The following is an 11,308-nucleotide window of genomic DNA, read 5'->3' as shown; positions in this document are numbered from 1 at the left end:
GAACAGGAAAGTTAAGCTCTACAGCGCTGATGGTACTGCATGGGAGACTGTGTGGGAGAGTAAGACGTTGCCAGGTATGTTGAAAAGGATAGTGAAAACTATCCTTTTTTTTGTACAACGAGTTAAATGATATTTTAATCACATAGAAATCTAATCTATATTCATAAAAATCTAACAAATCTTATTTTTAACTTCATCAATTGATATAAGTTATTCACTAAATCCTTTCAATAAAACTATTTTCAAACTTTTGGTTTATTTACTGTATTTAAAACATCTTTATATCTTCCTTTAGAAAGCTTATTTATACATTCTGATCTTATCATATTACTATTTCTATGCTTATTAACATTGATCTAGCAATTTGTTGCTTATCATATTAGTAGAATTAAGGAGAGATAGAAAATCAAAAAAAGAATAAATTTCTTTTTTTATAAATATTACTAAAAAAAAGATGAAAAATATTCTAAAATTTGGTAATATAGATATATGGTATTAAATTGGGAATTGTTATAACATTACTGTTATAACGTTACAATAACAATGGTATAAGTTCAGGGGGGATTGAGTTTTGAAAAGTGATACTAATCAAAAAAATGCTTCAAAAATATTGGTAATAGAGAAAGATAGTATTGAACAAGGGAATTATAAACCAGAAAAATTGGAGCTACAAGTTAATGAAACAAAAAAGAAAAATACTAAAAAAACTTCATCTAAAAATTCTAGAAATAATGGAACTTCGGCAAAGAAATCAAATAGGATTTCAGCAAAGAAATCAACAGCAATAAAGAAGTCAAAGATGGAGGAGAGAGACGTAAATATAAATAAAAAAAAATCTGAAAAAAACTTTGCTTCAAATAATGAAAGTAAAGAATTTGAGAAAGATAGGGCAAAGGAAATAGAAACTATTAAAGGAAAAGTAATAGATGAAAAGAAAGATGAGGGGATGGAGAAATACGGAAGAAAGTTGTGTAAGAATGATTTAACTGAATTTAATACTTACTTATTTCATGAAGGAAAAAATTATGAGTCTTACGACATTTTAGGTTCACATATTACTACAGAAATGAGAGTTAAGGGAGTAAGATTTACCACATGGGCACCAAACGCTTCAAAGGTATATATAGTAGGTGATTTTAATAATTTTCAAGTTAAAGATGAGTTTGAGTTAAAAAAAGTTACAGAACATGGATTATGGAGTGGATTCTTTCCAGAAGCTAAAGAAGGAGAAAGGTATAAGTATTGTATTGTAAATGAAAAAGGAGAAAGAAGTGAGTTCAAATCAGATCCGTATGCTGTACAGAGTGAATTAAGACCAAACAATGCATCTATTATATATCAATCAGAAAAGTTTAAATGGGATGATAGAAAATGGGTGGCAAAGCAAAAGAAAATAAATGTGTATGAAAGTCCGTTAAACATATATGAAATTCATCTAGGTTCATGGAGAAGAAAAGAAAATGGTGATTTTTTAAGCTATGAAGAGCTAAGCGAAATTTTACCTAGTTATGTAAAAGAAATGGGGTATACACATGTAGAGATTATGCCAATAGTAGAGCATCCTTTAGATGCGTCCTGGGGATATCAAGGAACAGGGTATTATTCTCCAACATCAAGATATGGAAGCTTGGAAGGTGCTAAAAAATTGATTGAAAGTCTACACAAAGCAGATATAGGTGTAATTTTAGATTGGGTACCAGGCCATTTTTGCAAGGATGCTCATGGATTATATAGGTTTGATGGGACACCAACTTATGAGTATAAGGAAAACTGGAGGGCAGAAAACTCTGGATGGGGCACATGCAATTTTGATTTAGGAAGATCAGAAGTAAAAAGTTATTTAATATCAAATGCTTTATACTGGTTTAGAGAATTCCATGTAGATGGGTTAAGAGTAGATGCAGTATCTAGCATTTTGTATTTAGACTATGGAAAAAGTCATGGAGAATGGGTTCCTAATAAATATGGTGGAAATGGAAACCTAGAAGGTATGGAGTTTTTGAAGGAGTTGAACAAAGCAGTCTTTAAGGAATTTCCAACTGCACTTATGATTGCAGAAGAGTCTACAGCTTGGCCTAATATAAGTAAGCCTGTAGAAAGTGATGGACTAGGATTTAACTTTAAGTGGAATATGGGATGGATGAATGACGTACTAGAATACATTCAATTAGATCCATTGTACAGAAAACATCATCATAAAAATATTACATTTTCAATGATGTACAACTATTCAGAGAACTTCATTTTACCACTTTCACATGATGAAGTAGTTCATGGAAAAAAGTCTTTAGTTAATAAGATGTGGGGAGACAAGTGGAATAAGTTTGCTGGAGTAAGGGTATTTTGTTCATATATGATGGCTCATCCAGGTAAGAAGTTAACTTTCATGGGTAGTGAGTTTGCACAATATATAGAGTGGAGAGAATATGAAGAGTTAGAGTGGATTTCTATGGAAGATGATGATATTTACAAAAAAACTCATTTGTTCTTTAAGGATTTAAATAAATTATACCTAAACAATAAGGCATTTTGGCAATTAGATTATGATTATAATGGATTCACATGGATAGAACCAAGGAATAGTGATCAGAGCATTCTAATATTTATGAGAAAAAGTAGGGATGCTGAAGACACTTTAATAATTATAAATAACTTTAAGCAGGATGTTTATTACGATTATAAAGTCGGGGTGCCATTTTTAGGTGAATATGAAGAAATAATGAATACGGATGATGAGAAGTATGGTGGGTCAGGACAAGTTATGGGGGAAATATTAAAGGCAGTAAAGGAGCCTTTTCATAATCAGCCATATTCAATAAAAGTGAAAATACCACCAATGGCAACTTTAATTTTGAAGATTAAAAAAATAGAGAAAGAGCTAGCTGATGAAGGGAAAGAACTTATTAAGGAAGTAGAAGTTATTAAGGAAAAAGAAATTTAATAGTGCGATAGGTGGGAGAGAATATTTATGAAAATTTTATTTGTAGCCTCAGAAGCACATCCTTTTATAAAGAGCGGAGGTCTTGGAGATGTTGCAGGAGCTTTGCCAAAGGAGCTTGCTAAAAAGGGTGTTGATGTTAGGGTGGTTATACCAAAGTATAGATCTATTAATTGGGAGCTTAAAGGGAAAATCAGATTTATCAAATGGTACACGGTGAATGTAGGATGGAGAGCTCAGTATTGTGGAGTATTTGAGTATAATCATGAAGGCGTAATTTATTATTTAATAGATAATGAAGCTTATTTTGACAGAGATGGGCTATATGGCTTTTATGATGATGGAGAAAGGTTTGCTTTTTTTGACAGAGCAGTATTAAATATGCTCAAACAAATTGCTTGGCAGCCAGATGTGATTCATTGTAATGATTGGCAGACAGGGATGATTCCAGTATTGCTGAGATTAGAATATAGTAAGGATTTATTTTACAGTAGTATTAGAACTGTATTTTCAATTCATAACATTTTATTTCAAGGATGTTTCGATAAAACAATACTACCTGAATTATTCGGATATGATTATGAACCATATAAAAATAAAAGTTTAGAATTTGATAAAGGTGTAAGTTTTATGAAGGGAGGATTAAACTATTCAGATCTAATTAGTACGGTTAGTTATAGTTATGCTAATGAGATAAAAACACCTGACTATGGAGAGAAACTAGATGGACTACTTAGGTGTAGAGAGGGTGCATTAAGAGGAATTCTAAATGGGATTGATTATGAAGAATTCAATCCAGCCACTGATAATTATATATATAAAAAGTATGATGTTTCAACTCTTAAGGATAAACAAACTAATAAAGTAGAGTTACAAAGAGAGTTGGGATTGTATGAAAATAGAAATACACCAATGATAGGAATGATAACTAGATTAACTAAGCAGAAAGGCATTGAGTTGCTAGTATATATTGCGGAGAGATTATTACAACAAGATGTACAACTTGTTATAGTTGGAACAGGAGATAAGAACTTTGAGGATTATTTCAAATGGTTAGATTACAGATATGGAGATAAAGTATCAGCAAATATTAGATTTGATAATACCTTAGCTCATAAGGTATATGCAGCATCAGATATGTTTTTAATGCCATCGCTATTTGAGCCATGTGGACTTGGACAACTTATTGCATTAAGATACGGAAGCATACCTATTGTTAGGGAAACAGGAGGATTGAGAGATACTGTTACTCCTTATAATCAGTATGATGAATCAGGTAATGGATTTAGTTTTGCAAATTTTAATGGGGAAGAAATGCTAAGCATAATACAATATGCTATAAATATTTATTATGACAAGAGGCAATGGAATAAAATTATAAGACATGCAATGCGTTCCGATAATAGTTGGAGCAAGTCTGCTGAGGAATATTTGAATATGTATAGAGAATTAAGTTATAGATAATTGTTATATGCAATAAGGAGGATTGAGAAGTGGTATCAGTAGATAAGAAAAGTTTTAAGCTAGCCTATATAAATAAGTTTTTAGAATTGCACGGAATTGATTTGAAGGAAGGAAATAATCAACAAAAGTACGAAGCTTTAGCAGGACTTATTAGGGATTATGTTTCTAGAATGTGGCTTAAAACTAATAAGAAAAATAATAAATCTGGTCAGAAACAGGTATATTATTTTTCTATGGAATTTTTGATGGGGAGATTACTAGGTGATGCTTTATTAAATCTTGGAATAAGGGATATATGTAAAGAAGCCTTGAGTGAATTAAACATACCACTGGAAGAATTAGAGAACCTAGAGCATGACCAAGGCCTGGGAAATGGAGGGTTGGGTAGATTAGCTGCCTGTTTTCTAGACTCAATGGCATCACTAAATATACCAGGAAACGGGTGTGGAATTAGATATAAGTACGGATTTTTTGAACAAAAAATTGTAGATGGAAAACAAGTTGAGGTTTCAGATGATTGGCTTAAGGAAGGAAATGCGTGGGAAATGAGAAAAGCCAACAAGTCTGAAATAGTTAAATTTGGAGGAGAAGTAAAAGTAGATTACATAAATAATAATCTAACTTTTACTCATGTAAATTATGAGCCAGTATTAGCAATTCCTTATGATACCCCGATAGTTGGTTATGACAATGATGTTGTTAATACATTAAGATTGTGGAGTGCGGAAGCAGTTTCCAATGAATTTGATTTTTCTTCTTTTAGTAGAGGAGATTTTTTAAAGGCTATAGAGTACAAAAATTCAATTGAATCAATTTCTCAAGTTTTATATCCAGAAGATTCATTCTATAAAGGGAAAATACTTAGGCTAAAGCAGCAATACTTTTTTGTATCAGCAGGAATTCAAAGTATAATTAGACATTTTAAAAAATATGGTGGAAATATTGAGGAATTAGATGAGAAAATTGCAATTCATATAAATGATACACATCCAACTCTAGCTATACCAGAAATAATGAGAATATTAGTAGATGAAGAGGGCTTAGACTGGAATGTGGCATGGAGAATTACAACTAATACAGTGTCTTATACAAATCACACTATTTTGGCAGAGGCTTTAGAAAAATGGCCTATAGATATGTTTAAATCGTTACTTCCTAGGATCTATATGATAGTTGAGGAGATAAATAAGAGATATTGCGAAGAGCTTTGGAATAGATTTCAGGGGCAATGGCAAAAGATATCTGATATGTCTATAATAGCAGATGGTCAGGTTAAGATGGCTCACCTAGCTATCGTTGGGAGTCATAGCGTCAATGGAGTAGCAAAGCTTCATACAGAAATATTGAAAAAGAAGGAAATGAGTAATTTTTATTATCTATATCCTAATAAGTTTAACAATAAAACAAATGGAATTACACATAGACGTTGGCTATTAAAGAGTAATCCTAAGCTTACCAATCTCCTAAAGGATACTATTGGAGATAGTTTTATAAAACATCCTACGGATTTGAATAATTTTCAAAAATATTTAAGTGATGATTCTGTATTAGAAAAGTTGTCTCGAATTAAGTTGGAAAATAAAAAGAGGCTGGCGAGTACAATATTAAAAAATCAGAAGATAGAGGTTGATCCTTATTCTATTTTTGATGTCCAAGTTAAAAGGATACATGCATATAAAAGACAAATATTAAATTGCTTAAGGATAATGGATTTGTATAATTCGTTAATAGATAATCCAGACAAAGATATTGAATCCAGGACTTTCATATTTGCAGGTAAAGCGGCACCCGGATATTATTTGGCTAAAAATACAATTGAATTAATTAACTCTATAGCAAAAACAATTAATAATGATTCAAGAGTTAATAATAAAATCAAAGTGGTGTTTATGGAAAATTATAATGTTTCGTTAGCAGAACAAATAATACCAGGGACAGATTTAAGTGAACAAATTTCTACTACCACTAAAGAGGCATCTGGGACATCAAATATGAAGTTCATGATGAACGGGGCAGTAACAATTGCAACTCTAGATGGCGCTAATATAGAAATCAAAGATGAAGTAACTGATGAGAATATTGTTATTTTTGGATTAACAGCTGATGAAGTATTAAGCTATTACAGAAGTGGGGGATACAATTCTTCAGAAATATATAACAGTGACATTAGAGTTAAGAGAGTAGTAGATGATTTAGTAAGTGGAAGATATAACCCAGATAAAGATAGATTCAGAAGTATATATGAAAATTTAGTTAACTATAATGATGAATTTTTTGTGCTAAAAGACTTTGACTCATATGTTAAAGCGCAAAACAAGATTGATATGCTTTATAAGGATGAAAGAAGATGGCAGAAGATGTGTGGTCAAAATATAGCCCATTCAGGAATCTTTTCTTCTGATAGAACTATTGAGCAATATGCAACAGGGATATGGGGATCAGAAGTAATTTATAAGAATCTATAAGGAGGGGTAATTTTTGATGGATGAATTAAGAATAATTCATGATTCTCAAAATATGAAATTTAGAAGTCCATTTGGAGCTGTTGAAATTCAGCAAAAGGTAAAGCTATCAATAGAAATGGATAGAGATGTTATAGTAGCTGTTGAATTACTTAAAGGAAATGAACCAATTAAAAATATAGGTATGAACAAAGAGTATTTAAATAATGGTTCATACAAGTATTCTGCTGTAATAGATACATCTAATTATACTGGGATCATTGAGTATTACTTTGTAATTATTGATGGATACAGTAGGTTATATTATGGGAATAATGATGAAAGATTAGGTGGAGTAGGGAGAGTATACAATTATGATCCAATACCATATCAAATTACCGTTTACGAAAAAAGTATAATGCCAAATTGGTATAAAGAAGGAGTTATTTATCAAATATTTGTAGATAGATTTTTTAATGGAAATGAAGAGGGAAAAATAATTTCTTCTAAAAGTAACTCGTTCATATATGGTTCTTGGAATGATTCCCCCATGTATATTAAAGATAGTTCAGGAAGAATTATTAGGTGGGATTTTTATGGAGGAAATTTAAAAGGTGTAATTAATAAGCTAGATTATCTTAGAAAATTAGGTATAAGCATAATATATTTAAATCCTATTTTCAAAGCATCTAGTTGCCATAAATATGATACGGGGGATTATGAAATTGTTGATGAGATGTTTGGAACAAATGAAGATTTTAAAGTTTTATGCACGAAAGCTAAAGAAATGGGGATAAGAATAATACTTGATGGCGTTTTTAGCCATACAGGAGCTGATAGTAAATATTTTAATAAGTTTGGAAATTATGAAACAACGGGGGCATATCAATCACCAAGTTCACCATATTACAGTTGGTATAGGTTTATTAATTATCCACAAAGTTATGAATGTTGGTGGGGTGTAGATAACCAGCCTAATGTTGAAGAGATGGAACCAAGTTATGTTGAATATATAATTAAAGGAAATAATTCAATAATAAAAAAGTGGATGGACCTTGGAGCCAGTGGGTGGAGATTAGATGTAGCAGATGAGCTTCCTGATGAATTTATTAGGATGATAAAAGAAAAAATGAATGAGGTATCTAGTGATAATGTTCTTATTGGAGAGGTATGGGAAGATGCATCCAATAAGATAAGTTATTCCAAACGCAGAAGATATCTTTATGGCAGAGAACTTGATTCTGTTACTAATTATCCATTAAGAGAAAATCTAATAAATTTTGTAAAGGGATATATAAAGTCGGACAAGTTTGCAAAAAAGGTGTTGTCTTTATTTGAAAATTATCCAAGAGAAAATTTTTATGGGAATATGAACATTATTAGTACTCATGATACAGAAAGAATATTTACAGTATTAGATAAGCGCATAGAATTACTAAAAATAATAATAGCATTACAAATGACATTGCCAGGAGTACCTTTAATATATTATGGTGATGAAGCTGGACTTGAAGGAGGAAAGGATCCAGAAAATAGAAGAGCCTATCCGTGGGGGAGAGAGAGTAAAGAAATCATAGATTTTTATAAAGTTATTATAGGAATAAGGAATAACGAAAATGCATTAAAAAAGGGTGATTTCAAATTCTACAATGCAGATTTGGATGTATGTGTTTTTGAAAGATGCTATGAAAGCGAGAGAATAATAGTTGCTGTAAATATAAGTGAGAGAAGAATAACTTTAGATAATGTGAATATTGAAGGATCATATATTGATATATTAGATAAAAATAAAGAATATAAGGGTTTAGGAATAAACAACATTTTAACCCTTGATGGTTATGGTGTTAAGGTGTTAAAAGGCAAATAATAGATTTTTTTATTAATGAGAATTTATGTGACAGAGAGGGGATATGTATTCATGGGAAAAAATGAGATTGTAGCAATGATATTAGCTGGAGGACAAGGATCAAGGTTAGGGGTATTAACAAAGAAACTTGCAAAACCAGCAGTACCATTCGGAGGAAAATACAGAATTATTGATTTTCCATTAAGTAACTGTGCCAATTCAGGAATATATACAGTTGGAGTATTAACACAATATAAGCCTTTAGAATTAAATGCACATATAGGAATTGGTGAGCCATGGGACTTGGATAGAAAGAATGGTGGGGTAAGGGTTCTGCCACCATATCAAGAAGAAAAAGGTGGTAAGTGGTATAAAGGAACAGCTAATGCTATATATCAAAATATAGAATTTGTGGATGGAGCTGACCCTGAATACATTTTAATTCTTTCAGGAGATCATATTTATAAAATGGATTATACTAAAATGATAGATTTCCATAAAGAAAGAAAAGCAGAAGCAACTATAGCAGTAATAGAAGTTCCGAAAGATGAAGCAAGTAGATTTGGAATAATGAATACTAGAGAAGATATGACAATTTACGAATTTGAAGAGAAACCGGAAAATCCTAAAAGTAATTTAGCATCTATGGGAATTTATATTTTTAATTGGAAAACTCTAAAAAAGTATTTAAAGGAAGATGAAATAAATAAGAATTCAAGTAATGATTTCGGAAAGGATATAATTCCAAGCATGTTAGGAGACGGAAATAAGATGGTGGCGTACCCATTTAAAGGATATTGGAAGGATGTTGGAACAATAGATAGTCTTTGGGAAGCTAATATGGATTTATTAAAGGATGATAATGAATTGAATTTATATGATGAGGAGTGGAAGATATATTCTGTAAATCCAGTAAGACCAGCTCAATACATTGGTGAAGGGGCTAAGGTTAAAAATTCGCTAATAGTTGAAGGATGTGTTGTTAATGGAGATGTAGAAAATTCTGTATTGTTTCAAGGTGTGCAGGTAGGTAAGAATTCAATTATTAGAGATTCGGTAATAATGACTAATGCTAAGATAGGTGACAATGTAATTATTGAGAAAGCTATAGTTGGATCAAATGCTATAGTCAGGAAAGACTGTAGGATTGGACTAGAAGATGATATAGCAATAATAGCAGCAAAAGAAGAAGTTAAGATGGGTACAATAATAGAAAGTAATAAGGCTGTGTAACATAGTATAAGTTATAGTGTAAAGTTTTGCATTATTTATATAGGTATATGTTAGAAAATAAACTTAACATGAGGTATGGGGGAAGAGAAATATGAATAATTGTTTAGGAATAATAAATTTAGATGGAAACGAGAGTAAAATGGGGGAATTAGTTGTTAACAGACCTCTTGCATCAGTTCCAATAGCAGCTAGATATAGAATTATTGATTTTGTATTATCCAATATGACAAATTCCGGAATTGACTGTATAGGTATATTTACAAAAAATAAGTCGAGATCTCTAATTGATCATTTAACAAATGGAAAGCCATGGGACTTAAATAGAAAAAAAGATGGTTTAAAAGTATTCAACTTTGGAGATTATGATCCATCATATGAAGATGTTCACAACTTTTCTGAGAATATTGAATTCTTTAAATACAGTCGAAAAGAATATGTTTTACTTGCACCATCATATATGATTTGCAATATAGATTTTGAAGAGGTAATAGATTATCATAAAAAAAGTGGAAAAGATGTAACTATGGTATATAAAAATATTAAGGAGCCTCAAAATGCTTTTGATGATTGCAGTGTGCTAAATTTTGGAGATTTAGGGGAGGTTATAAGTATTGGGGAAAATGTAGGCCATAGTAAAAATGTAAATATTAGCATGGAGATGTACGTTTTGGAGACCAGCACATTTATAGATATAATTCATGAATGTATAAGAAGTGGAATGTATAGAAAAGTAAGAAGCTATATATCTGCTAATTTGAGAAATTTGAGAGTAGGAGCTTATGAATTTACTGGGCATTTGGAATGCATTAATTCACTTAAAGCATTATATGATGCAAATTTGGCATTATTAAATAGGAGAATAAGTAAGGAAATATTTAGTGAAGAAAGGCCTATATTCACTAAAACAAAGGATGAAGCTCCAACACATTATACTAGTTCAAGCAAAGTAATAAATTCTATTATAGCAAATGGATGCTATGTAAAAGGTGAGGTTGAGAACTGTGTAATTGGAAGACGAGTTTATATAGGTGAAGGTGTAAAACTTAAAAATTGTGTAATTATGCAGAATAGTGTAATAGGCGATTATTCTGTATTAGATAATGTTATTGCAGATAAGGGTATAGAAATTAAGAAAGACGAAAAATTAATAGGATCGCGATTATATCCCCTATTTATTAAAAAAAATAAAGTTGTTTAAAGAGGTATCTCAAAATAGAATTTCTATTTTGAGATACTTTTGGTTTATAAGTTTAATATGAGTAATGTTAGTAAACATCTATAGTTAAGATATATTGATAAAAATTCATACTATAAAGAATATTCATAAAAAGTAAAAAAACTGATCCTAGCATATCAATATATGAAATACTTTATATATTTAAGCAA

The 11,308-nt window shown here is 30.8% G+C and carries 6 protein-coding genes and 1 rRNA gene; all 7 read left to right on the top strand.

What is annotated here, in order from left to right; genetic code table 11:
- A 5S ribosomal RNA gene (gene rrf, locus H9661_RS20110) occupies window positions 1-76 on the top strand; the annotation flags it as partial.
- An 870-nt stretch (window positions 77-946) separates the two neighbouring features.
- Entirely contained in the window at window positions 947-2,941 is a 1,995-nt protein-coding gene (glgB, locus tag H9661_RS19010) for a 1,4-alpha-glucan branching protein GlgB (protein WP_185966916.1), read from the top strand.
- Between the two features lie 27 nt (window positions 2,942-2,968).
- Window positions 2,969-4,402, top strand: a complete 1,434-nt coding sequence (gene glgA, locus H9661_RS19005) for a glycogen synthase GlgA (protein WP_191770358.1) — start codon at window positions 2,969-2,971, stop codon at window positions 4,400-4,402.
- A gap of 29 nt (window positions 4,403-4,431) precedes the next feature.
- Window positions 4,432-6,867, top strand: a complete 2,436-nt coding sequence (locus H9661_RS19000) for a glycogen/starch/alpha-glucan family phosphorylase (protein ID WP_191770356.1) — start codon at window positions 4,432-4,434, stop codon at window positions 6,865-6,867.
- Window positions 6,868-6,883: 16 nt separating this feature from the next.
- Complete coding sequence (locus H9661_RS18995) at window positions 6,884-8,710, top strand: glycoside hydrolase family 13 protein (protein ID WP_191770360.1); 1,827 nt, start codon at window positions 6,884-6,886, stop codon at window positions 8,708-8,710.
- Between the two features lie 51 nt (window positions 8,711-8,761).
- Entirely contained in the window at window positions 8,762-9,922 is a 1,161-nt protein-coding gene (locus H9661_RS18990; protein WP_143318585.1) for a glucose-1-phosphate adenylyltransferase, read from the top strand.
- 91 nt (window positions 9,923-10,013) lie between these two features.
- The gene (gene glgD, locus H9661_RS18985; RefSeq protein WP_191770354.1) at window positions 10,014-11,120 is read left to right on the top strand and encodes a glucose-1-phosphate adenylyltransferase subunit GlgD; all 1,107 of its coding nucleotides are present in this window, start codon (window positions 10,014-10,016) and stop codon (window positions 11,118-11,120) included.
- The last annotated feature ends 188 nt before the right edge of the window (window positions 11,121-11,308 follow it).

Source organism: Clostridium cibarium (assembly GCF_014836335.1).
Classification (GTDB): Bacteria; Bacillota; Clostridia; order Clostridiales; family Clostridiaceae; genus Clostridium; species Clostridium cibarium.
The sequence above is the reverse complement of the archived record's forward strand: the minus strand, read 5'-3'. Positions and strand labels throughout refer to the sequence as shown.